The organism is Ensifer sp. ENS10 (assembly GCF_014852025.1).
Taxonomy (GTDB): Bacteria; Pseudomonadota; Alphaproteobacteria; order Rhizobiales; family Rhizobiaceae; genus Ensifer.
Genome location: NZ_JACVAS010000074.1, coordinates 1 through 255, shown reverse-complemented (window position 1 = coordinate 255; position 255 = coordinate 1). Strand labels below are relative to the sequence as shown.

The following is a 255-nucleotide window of genomic DNA, read 5'->3' as shown; positions in this document are numbered from 1 at the left end:
AGCAGCCGAGTGCGCCGAAGAAGCCCTTGAGATCGGCGATCGGCAGCTTTGACGTCCAGGCGCCGGCATGGTCGTGACCATGCAGACCGCAATTGCTGGCGCAGCCGCACGCGGTGATCGCCGTGCGGCGGAGCGAGTTCTTGCCGGCACCATCGGGCTCGCCCCAGGCGGCATAACCGCCGAAGCTGCGAACCGGCGACCAGTCGGGCATCGCCGGCGGCACCGGGTTCTCGTCGTGGGAAGCGAAGTCGCCGG

Annotated in this window: 1 pseudogene; it reads right to left on the bottom strand. The window is 69.4% G+C overall.

Annotated elements, in window-relative coordinates:
• Positions 1-255: pseudogene (locus tag IB265_RS36425) on the bottom strand (amidohydrolase); the annotation flags it as partial.